General features: G+C 70.5%; 17 protein-coding genes. 9 read left to right on the top strand and 8 right to left on the bottom strand.

Translation table 11 applies throughout. From position 1 onward, the window contains the following. The first annotated feature begins 96 nt into the window (after positions 1-96). The 5 genes from PZB75_RS08570 to PZB75_RS08550 all read left to right on the top strand — a co-directional run bounded on the left by PZB75_RS08570 (position 97) and on the right by PZB75_RS08550 (position 4,542). Positions 97-378 carry a hypothetical protein gene (locus PZB75_RS08570; RefSeq protein ID WP_275534699.1) on the top strand — a complete coding sequence of 94 codons (282 nt, stop codon included), beginning with the start codon at positions 97-99 and terminating at the stop codon, positions 376-378. 14 nt (positions 379-392) lie between these two features. Then, positions 393-3,071, top strand: a complete 2,679-nt coding sequence (gene malQ / locus PZB75_RS08565) for a 4-alpha-glucanotransferase (RefSeq protein ID WP_275534698.1) — start codon at positions 393-395, stop codon at positions 3,069-3,071. A 146-nt stretch (positions 3,072-3,217) separates the two neighbouring features. Further along, the gene (locus tag PZB75_RS08560) at positions 3,218-3,448 is read left to right on the top strand and encodes a hypothetical protein (protein WP_275534697.1); all 231 of its coding nucleotides are present in this window, start codon (positions 3,218-3,220) and stop codon (positions 3,446-3,448) included. 270 nt (positions 3,449-3,718) lie between these two features. Beyond that, entirely contained in the window at positions 3,719-4,189 is a 471-nt protein-coding gene (locus PZB75_RS08555) for a hypothetical protein (protein WP_275534696.1), read from the top strand. Beyond that, positions 4,186-4,542, top strand: a complete 357-nt coding sequence (locus PZB75_RS08550; RefSeq protein ID WP_275534695.1) for a transcriptional regulator — start codon at positions 4,186-4,188, stop codon at positions 4,540-4,542. Before PZB75_RS08555 ends, PZB75_RS08550 begins: the two co-directional genes overlap by 4 nt. Positions 4,543-4,549: 7 nt before the next feature. On the opposite strand, the gene PZB75_RS08545 is transcribed toward PZB75_RS08550, so the two are convergent. After that, positions 4,550-5,062, bottom strand: a complete 513-nt coding sequence (locus PZB75_RS08545) for a DUF1990 domain-containing protein (RefSeq protein ID WP_275534694.1) — start codon at positions 5,060-5,062, stop codon at positions 4,550-4,552. 151 nt (positions 5,063-5,213) lie between these two features. Next, entirely contained in the window at positions 5,214-5,531 is a 318-nt protein-coding gene (locus PZB75_RS08540; protein WP_275534693.1) for a hypothetical protein, read from the bottom strand. A 238-nt stretch (positions 5,532-5,769) separates the two neighbouring features. Between PZB75_RS08540 and PZB75_RS08535 the strand changes: the two genes are divergently transcribed. After that, positions 5,770-6,192, top strand: a complete 423-nt coding sequence (locus tag PZB75_RS08535; protein ID WP_275538637.1) for an ATP-binding protein — start codon at positions 5,770-5,772, stop codon at positions 6,190-6,192. 403 nt (positions 6,193-6,595) lie between these two features. Here PZB75_RS08535 and PZB75_RS08530 read toward each other — a convergent pair whose 3' ends face one another. Beyond that, on the bottom strand, positions 6,596-8,464 hold the full coding sequence (locus PZB75_RS08530) for a hypothetical protein (RefSeq protein WP_275534692.1): 1,869 nt from the start codon (positions 8,462-8,464) through the stop codon (positions 6,596-6,598). 233 nt (positions 8,465-8,697) lie between these two features. Between PZB75_RS08530 and PZB75_RS08525 the strand changes: the two genes are divergently transcribed. Next, positions 8,698-8,847, top strand: a complete 150-nt coding sequence (locus PZB75_RS08525; RefSeq protein ID WP_275534691.1) for a hypothetical protein — start codon at positions 8,698-8,700, stop codon at positions 8,845-8,847. A gap of 316 nt (positions 8,848-9,163) precedes the next feature. Here the strand turns inward: PZB75_RS08525 and pepN are convergent, their stop codons facing one another. Continuing rightward, positions 9,164-11,734 carry an aminopeptidase N gene (gene pepN, locus PZB75_RS08520; RefSeq protein WP_275534690.1) on the bottom strand — a complete coding sequence of 857 codons (2,571 nt, stop codon included), beginning with the start codon at positions 11,732-11,734 and terminating at the stop codon, positions 9,164-9,166. Positions 11,735-11,912: 178 nt separating this feature from the next. Between pepN and PZB75_RS08515 the strand changes: the two genes are divergently transcribed. Then, entirely contained in the window at positions 11,913-12,452 is a 540-nt protein-coding gene (locus tag PZB75_RS08515) for a DUF1203 domain-containing protein (RefSeq protein WP_275534689.1), read from the top strand. A 69-nt stretch (positions 12,453-12,521) separates the two neighbouring features. On the opposite strand, the gene PZB75_RS08510 is transcribed toward PZB75_RS08515, so the two are convergent. The 3 genes from PZB75_RS08510 to PZB75_RS08500 are packed head-to-tail and all read right to left on the bottom strand — an operon-like array spanning position 12,522 to position 15,204. Continuing rightward, entirely contained in the window at positions 12,522-12,962 is a 441-nt protein-coding gene (locus PZB75_RS08510; RefSeq protein WP_275534688.1) for an NUDIX domain-containing protein, read from the bottom strand. Beyond that, positions 12,959-14,215, bottom strand: a complete 1,257-nt coding sequence (locus PZB75_RS08505) for a DegT/DnrJ/EryC1/StrS family aminotransferase (RefSeq protein WP_275534687.1) — start codon at positions 14,213-14,215, stop codon at positions 12,959-12,961. The genes PZB75_RS08510 and PZB75_RS08505 overlap by 4 nt, the downstream gene beginning before the upstream one ends. Continuing rightward, entirely contained in the window at positions 14,200-15,204 is a 1,005-nt protein-coding gene (locus tag PZB75_RS08500) for a Gfo/Idh/MocA family oxidoreductase (protein WP_275534686.1), read from the bottom strand. Before PZB75_RS08500 ends, PZB75_RS08505 begins: the two co-directional genes overlap by 16 nt. Before the next feature lie 155 nt (positions 15,205-15,359). Between PZB75_RS08500 and PZB75_RS08495 the strand changes: the two genes are divergently transcribed. Continuing rightward, complete coding sequence (locus PZB75_RS08495) at positions 15,360-16,676, top strand: XRE family transcriptional regulator (protein ID WP_275534685.1); 1,317 nt, start codon at positions 15,360-15,362, stop codon at positions 16,674-16,676. Positions 16,677-17,016: 340 nt separating this feature from the next. On the opposite strand, the gene PZB75_RS08490 is transcribed toward PZB75_RS08495, so the two are convergent. After that, the gene (locus PZB75_RS08490) at positions 17,017-18,048 is read right to left on the bottom strand and encodes an aspartate-semialdehyde dehydrogenase (protein WP_275534684.1); all 1,032 of its coding nucleotides are present in this window, start codon (positions 18,046-18,048) and stop codon (positions 17,017-17,019) included. Positions 18,049-18,135 lie beyond the last annotated feature (87 nt).

Here is an 18,135-nt window from a genome sequence, read left to right as displayed (position 1 = left end):
GCGCACGTTGAACTCGTTGTCATAACGTCCACGTCTGCGGTCGCGCCCGTTGGGTAGGGCTGGCCCTGTCCTGTTCTCCATGGCCAGGAGGCCACCATGCCCGCTTCCGCGCAGCTTCTGCTCTCCGCCCTCTCCAAACAGGTACCGGGCCCCACCGCCCCGCCGACCTGCGAACCCCCGTTCGCCGACGGCGTCCCGCTCACGAGCGAGTCCCCGTTCGCCGACGCCACCCCCCTCACGAGCGAGCCTCCGCTCGCCGACGCCACTCCGCTCACCAGCGAACCCCCGCTCGCCGTCGTCGCCCCCCTGACCAGCGAGCCGACCGCGCCCGGCACAGCCCTGGGCACGGATGTGGGCACGGAGTCCCCAGGAATCTGAACCAGGAGTCCGAATTGGGCCTGTCCCGGCTCGCCGCGCTGCACGGTGTCGCCACCGCCTACTCCCCGACCCCCGGCACCACGGTCACCGTCCCCGACGCCACGGTCGTCGCGGTCCTGGCCGCGCTGGGCGTGCCCGCCGATACTCCCCGAGCGGTACGGGAGTCACTGGCCGCTGCCGCGACGACGGCCGCGGTACGGCTGCTCCCGCCGACGGTGGTGGTGTGGTCGGGCGACCCGCTGCCGGACGCGCTGACCGCGCTGCCGCCGGGCACCACGCTGACGCTGACCCCGGAGCACGCCGCACCCCCGGCGCGGCCGGTCCGGATGCGCGTACCGGACCCCGCGCTCGGTGCGGCGGGTGCGCGCGCGCCTGGCGCCGCGCCGGATGCCGCGTCGGGCCCCGTGTCGGGCCCCGTGTCGGGCCCCGTGTCGGGTGTCGCGTCGGGTGTCGCGTCGGGTGTCGCGCCTGGCGTCGCGTCGGACATCGCGCCGAGCGTCGCGCCGGACCCCGCTTCCGGCGCCGCGTCGGGTCCCACACCGGGCGTCGCGCCGGGTGTCGCGTCGGGCCCCGCGTCGGATGCTGTGTCGGACCTCGCGCCTGGCGTCGTGTCGGACCTTGCGTCGGGTCCCACACCGGGCGTCGCGCCTGGCGTCGTGTCCGGCCTCGCGCCGAGCGCCGCGTCGGACCCCGCCCCCGGCGCCGCGTCGGGCCCCACATTGGGCGCCCCGCCCGGCGCCGCCGATGTGCGCGCGCCCTGCTGGTGGGTCCAAGCCCCCCTCGGTGTGCACCGGTTGGACGTACGCGCACCGGACGGACGGGACGCGCGGGTGACGCTCGTGGTGGCGCCGGCCCGCGCGCCCCGGCCGCCCGCGCGCGCCCACGGCTTCCTCGTACAGCTCTACTCCCTCCTCTCCGCCCGCTCCTGGGGCATGGGCGACCTCGGTGACCTCGCCGACCTCGCCGCCTGGTCGGGGCGCCGCTTCGGCGCCGGGTTCGTCCAGGTCAACCCGCTCCACGCGGCCGTACCGGGCGACCCGACCGACCCGTCGCCGTACCGCCCGTCGTCACGGCGCTTCCCCGACCCCGTACACCTGCGCGTCGAGTCCGTCCCGGAGTACGGACACGTCACGGACCCGGCCGCGCTCGACGCCCTGCGCGAGAAGGCCGCCGCGCTGAACGACGCCGTGCTCGACGGGGACGCGTCGATCGACCGGGACGCCGTACGCGACCTGAAGCGACAGGCCCTCGAACGCGTGGCGGCGGTCCCCCTCACCCCCGGCCGCCACGCCGAGTACCGCGACTTCCTCGTCCGGCAGGGACAGGACCTGGAGGACCACGCCCTGTGGTGCGCGCTCGCCGAGGTCCACGGCCCCGACTGGCACACCTGGCCCGAGGGACTGCGCGACCCCCGCTCCCCCCGGGCCGCTGGGGCCCGCACGGAACTGAGCGACAGGATCGACCTCCACCGCCGGCTCGCCTGGCTGACCGACGACCAGCTCGCCGCCGCCCAGCGCGCCGCGCGCGACGCCGGGATGGGCGTCGGGATCATCCACGACCTCGCCGTCGGGGCGCACCCGACGGGTGCCGACACCTGGGCCCGGCAGCGGGCGTTCGCACATGGCATGTCCGTCGGCGCGCCCCCGGACGCCTTCAACGCGCGGGGCCAGGACTGGGGGCTGCCGCCGTGGCGCCCCGACGTCCTCGCCGCGTCCGGCTACGCCCCGTACCGCGCCCTGCTGCGCGGCGTCCTCGCCCACGCGGGCGGGCTGCGCGTCGACCATGTGATGGGCCTGTTCCGGCTCTGGTGGGTGCCCGAAGGCCACCCGCCCACCGACGGCACCTACGTGGCGTACGACGCGGAGGCCATGCTCGCCGTCCTCGTCCTGGAGGCCCACCGGGCGGGCGCCGTCGTCATCGGTGAGGACCTGGGCACGGTCGAACCAGGTGTACGTGAAACCCTCGCCCGGCGGGGCGTGCTCGGCACCTCCGTGCTCTGGTTCGAGCGCGACTGGGACGGAACCGGCCGCCCACTGCCCCCCGAGGCATGGCGCGCGGGCTGTCTGGCCACCGCCACCACCCACGATCTGCCGTCCACCGCCGCCCGGCTGACCGGCGACCATGTGACGCTGCGCCACCGTCTGGGCCTGCTCACCGGAGATCTGGCCCGGGAACGCGCCCAGGACCGCGCCGACACCGCCGAATGGCTCGCGCTGCTCGCGGTCCTCGGCCTGCTGCCCGAGGGCGAGGGCGAGTTCGGACACGAGGGCGAGAGCAGGGGCGCGGCCGGGGACACGATCGCGGGCTTGGGCTTGGGCTTGGGCTCGGGCGCGGGCGCGGGCGCGGGTGAGGACTCGGGCGAGGAGGAGGCCGCCGTCCGCGCGGTCCACCGCTTCCTGCTGCGTACCCCCGCCGCGCTCGTCGGTGTCTGGCTCCCGGACACGGTGGGCGACCGCCGTCCGCAGAACCTTCCGGGCACCTCGGACGAGTACCCGAACTGGCGACTGCCGGTCGCCGACGCCACGGGCCACCCGGTGTCCCTGGAAGGACTCGCCGCCTCGCCCCGGCTGCACCGGCTGATGGACGTACTGCGCACACGCCCCGAATCCGAGCCCCGCGACGCCGACCCACCCGCGAACCGGGCCGCCGCGCACCGCGACACCGCCCCGGAACGGTCCACCGCCACTCCCTGATCCAGCCCTGATCCAGCCCCGATCCCGCGCTGCCCCCGCTCCGACCCCGTCCCGGACGTCCGGACGCTGCCCGCACGCACCGTCGCCGGGCCACCGAACGGCACCCCGGACGCGCGACCCGTCCGGGGGTTCGCTACGTTTGCACCGTGGACAAGAAGAACGCTATGCGCGCCGGCGCCGTCGCGGCCGGTACGACGCTGATGATGCTGCTCATGTCGTCCCCCGCGCTCGCGCTCACCCGCGACGACGGTGACGACCCGGGTCCGGGCCTGAGCGTGATGGAGACCATCGGCCTGTTCGTCGTGGCGCCCATCGCCCTGTTCGCGATCATCGCGGGCCTGGTCATGGTGCTCGACAAGTCCAGGAAGCACGCCTGACCCCACGCTCCTGACGAGTGCGCCGCCGGTGGACGCTGCCGCGCGGCGCACACGCATGTCCGGACCCGACCGTCCGGCCCCAGGTGGTCCCCCACGGAACGTACCGACATCCTGCCGCTTCGAACATGAGCGGCGACCATGCTGTACTTTCCAGAATGGAAAGTATGTGTCAGAGTCGCAAGCGACAGGCCGGCGGCACGCCCGGAGGAAGGCCCGGAACACCTGATGGCGACGCACGAGGACGGTCCCGCACACTCCGGGGGTGCCACGATGTCCGTCGACAGCGCGGCAGACGCCCTGCGGAACGTCGACACGGCCAGGGCGGGGGCCCGTCTGAGGGCGGGGCTGACGCCCGCGTGGTACGGCCCGGCAGCGGCGGCGGCTCTGATCGTGCCGGGCGCCGGAGGCGCCTGGGGCGTGGGCCGAGGAGCGCAGGGCGCGCTGGTGTCGCTCGTGCTGTCACTCGGGGGCCTGGCCGTGACGGTCGGACTCGTCCGAGCCGCGAGGCGAGCGACGGGAGTTGTGGTGACCCGGACCTGGTTCTCACGTCTCAGACGCGGATGGCTCGGACTCCTGGTGGTCCTCGTCGCGGGCATCGCGGGGTGGGTGCTGTGCCGGCAAGCGGGAGCGGGTGAGGCCGTGACCCGAATGACGGTGTTCACGGTGTGGGGACTCGGCGCGTGGAGTGTCTGCGCCATGCGGAACGCCGCGATCAGACAGAAGCTCCGGGAGCCGGCGTGACCACCGACGACCCTCCGGGGCCGGACCGCCCCACCCTCGACGAGACGATTCACCACCCCACCCGGCTGGCCGTCGCGGCCTTTCTCTCCGCCTGCGACGAGGCCGAGTTCGCCGCCGTGCGCGACGGATGCCGGATCTCCGACTCGGTCCTCAGCAAGACCGCCTCCGCGCTGGAGACCGCCGGATACCTCACCGTACGCAAGGGCTACGTCGGCAAGCGGCCCCGGACCTGGCTCTCCCTCACCCCTGTCGGGCTGCGGGCGCTCGTCCGGCACATCGCGGCACTCCAGAACATCGCCTCAACGGCCCGTGACATGGGCGCCGGAGAACAGCCGGGACAGCTCTCGCGGTGACCACCCCTCAATCACGACGACCCGGGGAGGGTCGAGACAGGCGCCGCAATGCTCTGCCATATCGCCGGGCGACGGCTCTCTGTGCCCAATGCCCGCAGGGTCCGGCCGCTCGCAGATACCAGGCCGAGGGCCGACTGACGGCGTAGACCGTGAAATCGACCGAGTCATCCGGACTGCGTTGCAGGATGAACGCCTCTTCACCACATTCCGGGTGTCCTGGAAGCGTTCCATAGGCGAACCCGGTCCGATTTCTCTCATTGACGGTCCACACGACCTGACATGGTGCGCGGAAAGGCCCCATCCGCAGCAGCACCCGTATCCCGGGCGAAGCCTCTTCGACGTTTCCGGAAACGCTCAGCAGCGGTGTGGCGCGGTGCATCTGCCATCCGAAGAGGGCCTCGGCCGCACGATCGTACGTGCCGACTCCCAACGAAGTGCGCACCCGCAGAACGCGGAAACCGGGTGGTGGCGCTCCGTCCCTCGCGGTCATGCCCTCGGTGGAGTAGGTCACGTCATACATTCGCGCACCGCAGCACAGTCCCGGTTTTTGGATTCAGCCAGATATACGTATTTCGGGGACGGCCTCATCAGACCTCGTAGGCCGCCGCATGCCCGGCGAAGGTAGCCCAGGCGTCGTGCGAGAGGGCCGGCCGGGTCCGGTGTCGTGCGGCTCAGTACTCGCTGTCGATCCCGGTGACGACGGCCGGTCCCAGCGGGGCGTCCCCGGGGGTGAGGCCGTTTTCGCGCAACGCGGCCTCGGCGAGGCGTACGGCCTGGGCTTCGGCCTCCGCACGGTCGTGCGCCTCGATCTTCAGCCGGATCGAGAAGGTGTTGCCTTCCTGGACCGTCAGCAGGTCCAGCTCTTCGGCCTCGCCCAGCTCGGTGTTGTGCGGGTCCCGCGGACGCAGTCTGCGCTCCACACCGGAGCGCTGGTCGTCCGTGACATCGTGGAGGAATGTGCCGGGGACGGTGATGAGGTAGGTGGTCACAGGCCCTCCAAGGGTGTCGGCCGGTCCGGTGCGGCGCCGGAATTCGAGCTTGTCATGGGACTGCCCCCGATCGGCCTCGCGAATCTCCGTGGGGATCACCCGAGGGCGGGGCCGTCTTGCCCGGGCGCACCGTAACCGGGGCAAGAAGGGGTAGACGCGGTTCGTGGGAGACGCCTTCTCCTGGGATTTCCTGGAACCGAGTGAGGGAGACGTTGTGACAGAACCCCGGGACACGTCGATGCGTGCGGTGGGCTGGGCCCGGTCGTTCCCGGTGTCACGCGGCGTGCGCGCCGGTCGCCACTGGACTCGGGAGCACCTTGAGTCCCTGGACTGGACGCGGGACGCGCCCGAGACCGTGGACGCCATTTTGCTGAGCGTGTCGGAACTCATCACCAACGCACACGTGCACGCGCACAGTGAGGCGCAGCTGGTCCTGACCTGGGACAGCCGTTGTCTGCACGTCAGCGTCCACGACGGCGACCCCGCCCCGCCGGCCCAGCAGAAGGCCGACAGCACCCGGACCGGCGGCCGCGGACTGGCCATCGTGGACGCGCTGGCCGACAGCTGGGCCACCCATCCCCAGGAATCAGGCAAGACCGTCATCGCCTGCTTCGTGCCGCCCGGCACTCCTCCGGTCCACCACAGCGAACTCTCCGGCTGACTCCCAGGGCTGCCACGCTCAGCCGGCCGCCCCGTGACAGGCAGGCCCGCCGCCCGCGGTCTTCTCGTCGAGCGGACCGCGTGCCCCGGTACGCCGACCCAGCCGGAAAACGACGATGACCGCCAGCAGTACCGCCACATTGACCGTCAGCGCCGGACCTGAGTGGTACCGGGAGAACGAGCCGCGGACCGAGGTGGAGCTGTCGGCGGCGGCGAAGGGCGCGGCCGGTCAAGCACCTCCAGGGCGCCATCGCCGCCGAAGAGGTCCTGGGCAGGGAGGGCGAGCGCGACCGGGTCCTGGACTGGGTGACCGCCAGGGGTGCGGTCACCCTTGAGATGCCTGGCAAGGTTGCCGACTTCCTCCGCGCCACCGAACCGCATCACAAACATCGCCGGGAGCGGCACTAGATGACGCCGAGGTGGTCGGCGACCCAGTGCCAGGGCTGGTTGACGGCCCAGCACCAAGGAACGATCAGGCCGGCGGGCAGCGCCAGGCAGAACCCTACGAAGCAACTCCCGAAAGGTACTTCGGACTCGGGCCTCACCAGGACCGAGCCCGTCATGATGAGTGCCACGACAACCAGGGCCGGCAGGCCCACGACGGTGTAGACGACCAGGTTCACGATGCCGGCTCCCGGGTCGGCTTGCATGCCCGCGCTGATGGTCGCCGTGAAGGTGTACGCCAGCACGACGATCAGTACGCCGCAGACCCAGGCCCAGAGCAGCGCGGAGACCGAATCCGTCTTCCCCGGCCCGCCGGGCGGCAGGGGGGACGCCTCGGTCTGGGGAGGGCGCGGGGCCTTGGGCGTCCGGTCCGTGGTGGTCCAGAGCTCCTGCCACGTGGTGAGGTCGTCGTGTGCGACGTGCCTGATGACCTCTTCGACGAAGGACAGCGAGGGAACGCGGCCCCTGAGGAGGATGCTGAGCTGCGCTTCGTTGGGCGCGAGTTCCTTCAGCTTCCCGAAGGGCAGCTTGGTCTTGCGCAACAGCGCTTCGAGGTCCCGGACGAACGCGGCTTCGTAGGTGTCCGCGGGATCGAGATAGATCCTGTCGGCCGCCAGAGGACCCTTCGGACTGCTGTTTTCGCTGGTAGAGGGTTTTTCCGGGGTTGTCCCGGACAACCCCGGCGACGTGGCACCGATGGATGCGGAGCGGGGCCGGACCACCTGCGGCGGGCTGTGGGGCGGCGAAGAGGCGGCAGACCGGCCCTCCGGCGCCGACGGATCGCTTGGACGGCTAGGCGGTCGGACGCTCCCGGTCCGGGGAGCAGGCGAGCGATCCGGGGCATCGACGCCGGTTGCGCGTGCCATGCCGACCGCGGACTCCGACGGGCGCCCCGAGGTGGATTCGGCGCCGTCATCGGGCGGAGCGCCGTCCGGAGTCCGGGCTTCGGGAGCGGGGCCGGGCGTGGGCACGACGGTGCCGGTAATGATCTGTGGACCGCTCGTGGGCTGCTCCGGCGCGGGTGTCCCCGTGTGCTCCGCGAGGTCGATCAGGTCCCGCTCGCGGTCCTCGCTCTCGCTGGTGATGCGCTCCAGCGCATCGTCGAAGTCCGCGAAGTCCTCGTCGGCGTCCGGCCCGGTCACCTCCCGCCGGCCGGGCAGCGGAGCCGGCTCCGGACCATCGACGCTCCCGGTGCCGTGGCTGAGGTCTGCGGCCCTTCGGCGTAGTTCTTCCAGTTCCCGGCGGGCCTCCTCGGCCTCGATGATCAGGGCCTTCTGGGCCTGCTCGGCGGTATAGCGGTGCTGGCGGGCCCGCTCGAGTTCCGCCTCGGTGCGCTCCAGACGCAACCGGGCCTGGTTCAGGCGTGCTTCGGTCTCGGAACGCTTCAAGGCATGGTTGCGGTCGCGTTGCGTGGTGAGTTCGCGCACGGAGTTCTCAGCCCGGGCGTACATCCCCAGCAGTGTGGTGATCGTGGCGCGGGCGCCTTCGGCGAACTCGGTCGCCTTGTTCAGCCTCTCGTGGGATTCCACCAGGCGCTGCTGGACGTTGATCAGCTCGCGGGCCGCGACCTGCGGTTCGGCTGCTGCGGTGGGCGGGCGGGAGGCTTCCGCGGCGGCTTCCTTCTGCAGTGTGCGGGCCCGGACGAGAGTCGGCCCCAGCAGGCGGCGGTCGGTACCGCACAGCTCCTGGACCACCTGTCCCAGGACGTGTGCGGGGATGACCTTCGAACCGTTCAGGTACTCCGCCCATAACGTGCTGCTTCCTGGGAACCGTGCGGCGAACGAGGCCGTCTTCAGCCCTTCGCGGTCCCCCAGGTCGGACAGAAACATGGCGAGCTCGTTCGCCTTCGGCCCGCCCTTCAGCCTTCTCGGCCGTCCCGGCCCACTCATGTCCCGTTCCCGGCCCTTCTGGTTCTCCGCCGTCGTCCGGCGTTGTCCGCTAGCCGTACCCGCCGCCGCCTGCACCGATAGGGGCAGCGCCGGACGGTCAATCAGATCACTCGGGATGGTTCCTCTCAACCCGCTCCGCCGAACGGGAACTTCGCCACCGGGAGGACCCTGTCATGAACCTCGCCCCGCTTCTCGATTTTCTGCTCCACGACGTCCTGGGCAACCTGTCCGCCGCCGCTCTGACCACGGCGACCGGATACCTTCTCAGCGCACTCAAGCGCCGCGCACACCGGACGCCCGGCCGCGACCGGACCCCGGAGTAGCCGATGGAACGCCGACCGGCCGAAGCGGTTCCCGCAGACCGGCCGGCAGGCTCTGCCCCGCGCCGCCCAGTGCTTCCCCAAGCTCCCGGCTCGCTCGACCAGGGGAGGCCCCACCCTCGCCGCGTTGGCCAACAGTCCTGGCAGCGGAGCTGCCAGGACTGTTGGCCGCCTTGCGATCGCACGCACCGGACGGCGCTCCTTCGGGGCAACATCACCGGTCACCGCACTGGTCCGAGAGGACGCGCCCGTACGGCGAAGGGGCGCCTCCGGTGACGTGTCACCGGAGGCGCCCCCGGAGGAGCGGACGAGCCGCGCGTTACGCCGCTGCCGCGTCCGCCGCCTGGGCCCGCAGGGCGCGTTCGATGCCCGCGCGGGACTCCGACATCAGCCGGCGCAGCGCCGCGCTCGGCGCCGCCGAGGCGAGCCAGGCGTCCGTGGCGTCCAGCGTGGCCTGCGAGACGTGGAGCGCCGGGTACAGGCCGACCGCGATCTGCTGGGCCATCTCGTGGCTGCGCGACTCCCACACGTCCTTGACCGCCGCGAAGTACTTCTCCGTGTACGGCGCCAGCAGCTCACGCTGGTCGGTCTGGACGAAGCCGTTGATCACCGCCTCCTGGAGGGAGTTCGGCAGCTTGTCGGACTCGACGACCGAGGCCCACGCCTCCGCCTTCGCGTCCTCCGCCGGGCGCGCCGCGCGGGCGGCCGCCGCGTGGCGTTCACCCGCGGCCGTCCTGTCCCGCTCGTACTCGGCGTTGATCTCGTCGTCCTCCAGCAGACCGGCCGCCGCCAGCCGCTGTACGAACGCCCAGCGCAGCTCGGTGTCCACCGCCAGGCCCTCGATCTCCTCGCGGCCATCCAACAGGCCCTGGAGAAGGTCCAGTTGCTGCGGGTTGCGGGCCGTCGCCGAGAAGGCCCGCGCCCACGCCAGCTGGTGGTCGCTGCCCGGCTCCGCCGCCCGCAGATGCGCCAGCGTCGCCTCCGTCCACCGGGTCAGCCCCGTCTCGCGCCACTCCGGCGCCGCGTACAGGTCCAGCGCCAGCTTCACCTGACGCTGGAGCGACTGGACGACGCCGATGTCCGTCTCCTTGCCGACACCGGACAGCACCAGCGCCAGGTAGTCGCGCGTCGCCAGCTCGCCGTCCCGGGTCATGTCCCAGGCCGACGCCCAGCTCAGGGCGCGCGGCAGCGACTCGGCGAAGTCACCGAGGTGCGCCGTGACGACCCGCAGCGACTCCTCGTCGAGGCGGACCTTCGCGTACGACAGGTCGTCGTCGTTGAGCAGGACCACCGCCGGACGGGCCGTGCCCGCCGGGTAGGGCACCTCGGTGCGCTCGCCCTCGACGTCCAGCTCGATCCGGTTCGTACGGACCAGCTTCCCCGCCTCGTCCAGGTCGTAGCAGCCGATCGCGATCCGGTGCGGGCGCAGCGTCGGTTCGCCCTTGGCGCCCGCGGGCAGCGCCGGGGCCTCCTGGAGCACGGTGAACGCGGTGACGTGCCCGTTCGCGTCCGTCTCGATCTCCGGGCGCAGGATGTTGATCCCGGCCGTCTCCAGCCACGCCTTCGACCAGGCCCGCAGATCGCGCCCGGAGGTCTTCTCCAGCGCGCCGAGCAGGTCCGAGAGCCGGGTGTTGCCGTACGCGTGCGCCTTGAAGTAGGACTGCACCCCGCTGAAGAACTCGTCCATGCCGACATACGCGACGAGCTGCTTCAGGACCGAGGCGCCCTTGGCGTACGTGATCCCGTCGAAGTTCACGAGGACGTCGTCGAGGTCGGTGATGTCCGCCATGATCGGGTGCGTGGACGGCAGTTGGTCCTGCCGGTACGCCCAGGTCTTCATGGAGTTCGCGAAGGTCGTCCACGAGTGCGGCCACTTCGACCCCGGCGCGTACGCCTGGCAGGCGATCGACGTGTAGGTGGCGAACGACTCGTTCAGCCACAGGTCGTTCCACCACTCCATGGTGACCAGGTCGCCGAACCACATGTGGGCCAGCTCGTGCAGGATCGTCTCGGCGCGCGTCTCGTACGCCGCGTCCGTCACCTTCGAGCGGAACACGTACTGGTCACGGATGGTGACCGCGCCCGCGTTCTCCATCGCTCCCGCGTTGAACTCCGGGACGAACAGCTGGTCGTACTTGGCGAACGGGTACGCGTAGTCGAACTTCTCCTGGAACCACTCGAATCCCTGCCGCGTGACGGCGAAGATCTCGTCCGCGTCGAGGTGTTCGGCGAGCGAGGGACGGCAGTAGATGCCCAGCGGCACGGACTGTCCGTCCTTCTCGTACGTGCTGTGCACCGCGTGGTACGGACCGGCGATCAGGGCCGTGATGTACGTCGAGATGCGCGGTGTGGGCTCGAAGGTCCACACGTCGTCGACGGGCCGAGGCGTCGGCGAGTTGGAGATCACGGCCCAGCCGGCCGGGGCCTTCACGGTGAACGCGAAGGTCGCCTTCAGGTCCGGCTGCTCGAAGCTCGCGAACACCCGGCGGGCGTCCGGCACCTCGAACTGCGTGTAGAGGTACGCCTGTTCGTCGACCGGGTCGACGAAGCGGTGCAGGCCCTCGCCGGTGTTCGTGTACGCGCAGTCCGCGACGACCCTCAGCTCGTTCGCGCCCGCGGCCAGCCGGGGCAGCGCGATCCGCGAGTCGCGGAACACGGCGGCGACGTCCAGCGCCTCGCCGTTCAGTGTGACCTCGTGCACGGCCGGGGCGATCAGATCGATGAAGCTCTCCGCACCGGCTTCGGCGGAGTCGAAACGCACGGTGGTGACAGACCTGTAGGTCCCACCCTCCTGCGCTCCGGAGAGGTCGAGACCGATCTCGTACGCGTCCACGGTCAGCAGGCGCGCCCGCTCCTGTGCCTCTTCGCGGGTCAGATTCGTGCCAGGCACGCGGTCATCTCCTTCAATTCCTTCAATGGTGACGTTTCCGGCCATCCTTCCACGTCCGGTGATCTCACGGCGGGGTGAATCGGAGCACCGCCGCGCACCGGGCGGCCGGTGGCCACCTCCCCAACGCGATGTCCGTTTTCCGCTGGTATATGGCGACGTCGTGCACAAGGCTGGACCCATGAACAGCAACCGGTCCACCACCACCCACCAGGCACGCCCGATCGACCCCGCCGCTCTCCAGCAGCTCCGCGACATCGACGACGCGGGCCACCCCTGCCACCCGTACACCGAGACCGGCGACGGGAACCCCCTGCGCTGCTGTCTGCGCGGCTCCCGGCCCGGCGAGCGGATCGCCCTCGTCTCGTACGCGCCGCTGCGCCGCTGGGCCGCCGCCACCTCGGCCCGGCCGGGGGCCTACGACGAGCAGGGCCCGGTCTTCATCCACGCCGACCCGTGCGAGGGCCCGGACCCGGAGCGGGCCGGGTACCCGTTCAGCCGGGCCGGGGCGCTGCGGACCGTGCGCCGGTACGACACCGACGGCCACATCGTCGGCGGCCGGCTCATGGAGATCCCGGCCGACGAGGAGAAGGGCTTCGACACGGCCTTCGAGGAGGCGTTCGCCGACCCGGACGTGGCGCTCGTGCACGTCAGGGCCGTCGAGTACGGCTGCTTCCACTTCGAGGTCCGCCGCCCGGCGGGGCCGGGGGAGACGGCGTGAGCGGAGAGGGGGAAGGCGGCCTTGCGGGCGCGGCGTTCCTCCGCACCGGTCCGCTCGGGCACCGACCGGTCAGCGGGCGACCAGTTCCCGGACGGCGTCGCTGACGCCAGGCAGCTCGCCGGGGTCGGCCCAGGTGTGGTCGTCGTGCTCGGTGAGGATGACCGGCGCGGTCTTCCCGACGGTCACCCGGAAGGTGAGCTGGCGGGTCAGGGCACCGCTCCCGGATGTGTAGTCGAACCGCCCGAGGTAGGCGCCGACCTGGTCGATCACCAGACCGGTCTCCTCCTCCGTCTCCCTCAGCAGGGCCTTCTCGAACCCCTCGCCCGGCTCGACCTTCCCGGACGGCAGCTCCCACAGGCCCGGCAGGAAGTCGTCGGTGGGCCGGCGCAGCAGGAGTACGCGGTTCCCGTCCGTGACGACCGCGGCGACGACGAACCGGGTGATGCCCGACTCCTGGGCGTCGAGGAGCAGGCCCGGGGCGAACGAGGGATCGGCGAAGGGGGACGTCACAGCAGCAGCTCCTTGTGGTGGTCGCTCACCTTGACGGCCGCGCGGACGTACTGCTCGGCCAGCGGACGATCCTGCTCACGATGCCAGACCGGGAGCTTGATCGTGTGCGCGTGGGTGTGCTCGGCGACGGGGAAGTCCCCGGCTTTGTACGGGCGGTGGGAGCGCGGATGGTCGGGGAACAGCATCGTCGGGTTCTGGTAGAGCTGCAGCTGGTTCAGGGGACAGGTGGAGCCCGGCCGGTCGAAGTCGGTCGCGCCCTCCGCGATGAGAGCCTGGTGGAGGCGTTCGATGCTCAGGCCGTCAAGCTCGCCGGGGCGGTAGGTGAGCGTCAACGCGTACCAGGACGGGACCACCCCATCGGGCATGGGAGTGACCTCGAAGCCGGGGATGCGGGCGAACTCGGTGGTGAGGTAGTCGGCGATCTCGGCCCGCCCGGCCAGATAGCCGTCGATGCGGCCGAGCTGGTCGTGCGCGAGGGCGGCGGCCAGAGGGTGGATGCGAAGCTTGAGGCCCGATCCGGTGACCGCGTATCCGGCCAGCGGGTGCTTTGCCGGGATCTCGGACTTGGCCCGCTTGTTGTAGTGGGCGAACGTCAGCAGCCGGTAGTACGTGTCATGGTCGTCAGTGAGGACGAAGCCGCCCTCGCCACCGGACAGGGGCTTGGGGCCGTTGAGGGAGAAGGCCCCGGCGAGGCCGAACGTGCCGACTTTCTGCCCGCCATGCGAAGCGCCATGGGCGTGCGAGCCGTCCTCCAGCAGGGCCAGACCGTGCGCCTCGGCGATGGACCGCAGGACGGCCATGGTGGCCGGCCTACCCCACAGATGGGTCACCGTGATGGCTCGGGTGCGCGGCGTGATCAGCTCCTCGACCCGGGTCGGGTCGATATTGCCGTCCGACCCGGTCTCGCAGAGAACCGGCACGGCACGGAAGTGGAACAGCGGTGAGGCGGTGGCGTGAAAGGTCCAGGCTGGCACGATTACCTCGTCACCGGCCTTGATTCGCGCGGCCGAGTAGGCAGAGTGCAGGGCGGCGGTGCCAGAGCTGAAGGTGACCGCGTGCCGGACGCCGAAGTACTCCTGCAGGGCGTCCTCCAGCTCGGCGACGATGCCGGTCCGTCCGGGGATGGACAACGCGGTGTCGAGCTGGGCGGCGACCTTGGCGCGGGTGGTGTCGTCGATCGGCGGCCACTGGAAGTGCGGTCCGTCGGCAGTCACTGCGGGCTGGCCTCCGAGCAGGGCTAACGAGCTGGGCACAGCATTTCCTTCGGGTTGATGTAACGTCCGGCCGTCTTGGACCGGTAGCAGGAGGCGATGAAAGCGGCATGGGCGAGGTGCTGCTGGGGGCCTGAGGTGTTGGGGCGCTCGCCGTCCAGGACCCGACAGAAGTGGTCGATCTGGGCGGTAGCCGCACTGGCAGGGGCCTGCGGGCGGGTCAGCTCCTCGACCACCGAGCCATCAAGGGCGAGCCGCTGGACCTGCCCTTTCGTCAACAGCACGGAGCCGAGGGTCCCGACGATGTGCAGCTTCTCGGTCTTCGGGGCCATCCAGCGCGACAGGAGCACCGTGCCGTAGAGGCCGGTATCGTAGCCGAGTTGGATGACGGCGGTGTCCTCGGCGTCGTAGCAACCCTCTGGCATCGCGGCCGTTGAGAAGTCCGCCATGACGCGGTTGGGCATGCCGAAGTACCACAGCAGTAGATCGACGAGGTGGTAGCCCATGTCGATGATGCAGCCGCCACCGGCTTGTCTCACGTCTCCACGCCACCCGGCGCCGGGATCATCGGTGTGGAACGTGTACTGGCCGTCGATCAGGAAAGGGGTGCCGATCTGGTCGAGGAACTGCACCACCGAGGTGTAGATCGGGTTGAAGCGCCGCTGGAGCGTGACCATCAACTCCACCGCCCCCCGCGCGCAGATCGCCGCGAGTGCATGAGCTTCCTCGGGAGAGGTGCCGAAAGGCTTCTCCTTGAGCACGTGCACGCCCCGCGATGCGCACTCCTCGATCACGGACCGGCCCGCGTGGTGCGGCACTGCGACGATCACGAAGTCGGGCTTCACCGCGTCCAGCAGGTCGGCGGCGCGGGTAAACGCCGGGACCTGGTGCGCTTCCTGCTGGGTGCGAAGGGCGTTCGGATCACTGTCACAGACCGCGACGAGCTCGGCCCTACTGGAGCCGAGCAAGCCGGGCAGGTGATCCTCGAGCGCCTGATGGCCGAGGCCGATGATCGCAGCACGTCGTTTCATGAGCAGACTCCTTCCGCTTCGTGAAGGAACTTGTCGATGCGTGTCGAGTACAGCCCAACTGCTCGCAGCCGAACAGGCTTTGCCTGTAGTCCCGGGGTAGTCCTGCCTGTGCGCGCAGTAGGCTTTCGGCGACTGCGAATGATGGGATTGGTCCTGTGGACGACCCGATCCGGCACCCCCTCGCGTACGCCCGCCAACTGCACGGCAACCTCTCGCAGTCAGGACTGGCCGTCCGCATGGATCAGGCCGCTCGTCGGCACGGGCTTCGCTCCGGCGCGGACAAGCAGGCGATCAGCAAGTGGGAGAACTGGATCAAGGAACCCAACATGGACTCCCAACTCCTGATCGCGGAGGCCCTTGACGTTCTGACCGATCATGTCGAGCTGCTTGGTTGGCCCTATTGGCTTCCGGGCTATGATTCCCCGCTGCCTCTGGGCTCCGCGTATACCGTCCAAGCACTTCGAGAGGCCCAAAGAACAGCGATGGATCGTCGCAACTTCATGACCTTCGGCGCTGCCGCACTGGCCGGCCTCTCAGCCCAATGGGCCTCGATCGAACCCGACAGGCTCACCACCGCCCTCGACGGCAAGCGCGTCGACCCGGAACTGGTCGACTGGTTGGAGAAGACCGCGGCGAAGCTCACTTCGCTGCCGACCGAACAGCGTCAGCACACAGCGAAGCTGATGGACGCCCACCTTGTCACCGTTACCGACCTCATCGAACCCGGTAACTACGCCGAGGCCACTGGCAGGCGGCTGCACCTGCTGGCCGCGTCACTGGCCAGCACCTGTGGCTGGCACCGCTTCGACCAGGGTCGGCACTACGCGGCGGGCAAGCACTGGAACGCTGCTCTGACAAGCGCGCACGCCGCTCGTGATCGCGACCTCGGCGCCGGGGTGCTGTCCGATTTCGCTTATCAGTCCATCTGGCTGAGTGACCCGCCGGCGGCCATCGAGCCGCTCAGCCAGGCTCTGATCCACACCCGGCACCCCACTGCCAGGTCTTTGCTGCATCTGCGCAGGGCCCGGGCTCACGCCGCACTCGGAGCGAGCGCGGACTGCCACCGCGACCTGGCTGCCGCCGAGACCGCGTTGCTGACTGACGCTGCCGATCCGGCGCCCCGCTGGTGTTCGTGGATGAGCTCGGCAGACCTGGCTGTGGACTCCGGCCAGTGCATGCTGGATCTCGGTCGCACCGACGAAGCTCACGCCCGGATCGACGAGGGCATGAGACTGCTGCCCAGGACCCGCGACAAGACACGCGGGATCTTCCTCACCTACGAGGCCCGCAGTCTCTTGCGGGCCCGCGAGGTCGAGCAAGCGCTGGTCGTCACCAACGAATCCCTCGCCCTCGCCACTCGTATCGGCGCTGATCGGTGTGTCGGCCTCGTACGTGAACTCATCCCGGCGTTCAAGCGCTACCAGCAGGTCGACGGAGTCCCCGAGTTACTGGAACGCATCCGGGTGGCCTGACAAGGCCGATCCCGGCACCTCGGATCGCGGCGCCGCTCGCGCATCCTGTATAGGGGGCTGTGGGTAGCGATCAGCTGTCCTGCGCCCCGGACAGCTCGGCCTGAAGGCCGTCCCGTCCCCTGCCCGCCCTGCTGGCTACGGACCCGACAGGGCGGACACCGTCACCGGCGCCCGCCCCTTCGACCGCGTACGGAAACGTCCGTACGAGAACATCCGTACTGGAACATCCGTACTGGAACATCCGTACTGGGACACCCGTACAGAAACGCCCGTACAGAAGCGCGTCCACGCGAACGCGTCCACGGCAACGCGTCCAAGCGAACGCCGTACGCGGGCCGCGTCAGCCGTTCGTCAGCTCCGCCGCGACCAGCTCCGCGATCTGCACCGCGTTCAGCGCCGCGCCCTTGCGCAGGTTGTCGTTCGAGACGAACAGCGCGAGGCCGTTCTCCACGGTCTCGTCGACCCGGACGCGTCCCACGAACGAGGCGTCCTTCCCGGCCGCCTGGAGCGGGGTCGGGATGTCGGACAGCTCGACCCCGGGGGCGGCCTTCAGCAGCTCGTAGGCGCGCTCGACCCCGATGGGGCGGGCGAAGCGGGCGTTGACCTGGAGCGAGTGACCGGAGAAGACCGGGACCCGGACGCAGGTGCCGGACACCTTGAGGCCGGGGATCTCCAGGATCTTGCGGGACTCGTTGCGGAGCTTCTGCTCCTCGTCCGTCTCGTACGAACCGTCGTCCACGATCGAACCGGCCAGCGGCAGCACGTTGAAGGCGATCGGGCGCTTGTAGACGGCGGGCTCGGGGAAGCTCACGGCCTCGCCGTCATGGGTGAGCCGGTCGGCCTCGGCGACGACCTTCGACACCTGACCGTGCAGCTCGGCCACCCCGGCCACACCGGAACCGGACACCGCCTGGTACGTGGCGACCGTCAGCGCCTCCAGGCCGGCCTCGTCGTGCAGCGGGCGCAGCACCGGCATCGCGGCCATCGTCGTGCAGTTCGGGTTGGCGATGATGCCCTTGGGACGGTTCCGGACCGCGTGCGGGTTGACCTCGGAGACGACGAGCGGCACCTCGGGGTCCCTGCGCCACGCGGAGGAGTTGTCGATCACGACGGCGCCCTGGGCGGCGACCTTCTCGGCGAGCGCCTTCGAGGTGGCGCCGCCCGCGGAGAACAGCACGATGTCCAGACCGGTGTAGTCGGCCGTGGAGGCGTCCTCGACGGTGATCTCGCGTCCCTGCCACTCGATGGTGGAGCCCGCGGAGCGTGCGGAGGCGAAGAGCCGCAGTTCGTCGGCCGGGAAGTTCCGCTCGGCCAGAATCCTGCGCATGACTGTGCCGACCTGACCGGTGGCTCCGACGATTCCGACCTTCACGGGGACTCCTTGAGACGTTCGAATTGGCCCGGTTACCGGTCCATGATGTGTCTGTCCACGGCTTTCTTGTCCAATCCATTGTCCGGG

The organism is Streptomyces sp. AM 4-1-1, from assembly GCF_029167625.1.
Classification (GTDB): domain Bacteria; phylum Actinomycetota; class Actinomycetes; order Streptomycetales; family Streptomycetaceae; genus Streptomyces.
Note: the sequence above shows the minus strand (reverse complement) of the source record. Positions and strands in the feature narration are given on the sequence as shown.

Coding starts and splice junctions, on each gene's coding strand:
- PZB75_RS08570 (WP_275534699.1), top strand. CDS start 97: ATGCCCGCTTCCGCGCAGCTTCTGCTCTCCGCCCTCTCCAAACAGGTA.
- PZB75_RS08555 (WP_275534696.1), top strand. CDS start 3,719: ATGTCCGTCGACAGCGCGGCAGACGCCCTGCGGAACGTCGACACGGCC.
- PZB75_RS08545 (WP_275534694.1), bottom strand. CDS start 5,062: ATGTATGACGTGACCTACTCCACCGAGGGCATGACCGCGAGGGACGGA.
- PZB75_RS08535 (WP_275538637.1), top strand. CDS start 5,770: ATGCGTGCGGTGGGCTGGGCCCGGTCGTTCCCGGTGTCACGCGGCGTG.
- PZB75_RS08530 (WP_275534692.1), bottom strand. CDS start 8,464: ATGTTTCTGTCCGACCTGGGGGACCGCGAAGGGCTGAAGACGGCCTCG.
- PZB75_RS08525 (WP_275534691.1), top strand. CDS start 8,698: ATGAACCTCGCCCCGCTTCTCGATTTTCTGCTCCACGACGTCCTGGGC.
- PZB75_RS08515 (WP_275534689.1), top strand. CDS start 11,913: ATGAACAGCAACCGGTCCACCACCACCCACCAGGCACGCCCGATCGAC.
- PZB75_RS08500 (WP_275534686.1), bottom strand. CDS start 15,204: ATGAAACGACGTGCTGCGATCATCGGCCTCGGCCATCAGGCGCTCGAG.